1 protein-coding gene is annotated in these 379 nt (G+C 43.0%); it reads right to left on the bottom strand.

All coding sequences use genetic code 11. The features are described 5' to 3' along the window. A partial coding sequence (locus AC1M9J_RS14820; RefSeq protein WP_481952576.1) for an Ig-like domain-containing protein occupies nucleotides 1-379 on the bottom strand: 379 nt, incomplete at both ends.

The following is a 379-nucleotide window of genomic DNA, read 5'->3' as shown; positions in this document are numbered from 1 at the left end:
GTTCAGTTGTACCTGTGATTTCTGGTGTTGTATCGTTTGTATCCGCAATTGGATCAATCGTTACATCGGTATCAGATGGTGCAGTTGTATCTACAGTTAATTTGCCATCCGCAGTTTCAGTAGCAGTATTACCCACCGCATCTTTCGCTTCAGCTTTAACTGTATATTCACCTTCTGGTAATTCTTCAGTCGGTGTATACGACCAGTTACCTTCTGGATCTACAGTCGCATCACCTGTTGCTACAGGGTTGCCATCTTTGTCTAAGATTTCAACTTTTACTGTTGCACCTGGCTCAGTCTTACCTGAGATTGTTGGTGTAGTATCGTTTGTTGGCTTAAGCTCATCGATGGTTAATTCAGGTGCTACTGTGTCAACCTC

This window comes from Acinetobacter sp. ANC_7588 (genome assembly GCF_056783995.1).
This window is presented reverse-complemented; position numbering and strand designations above follow the sequence as displayed.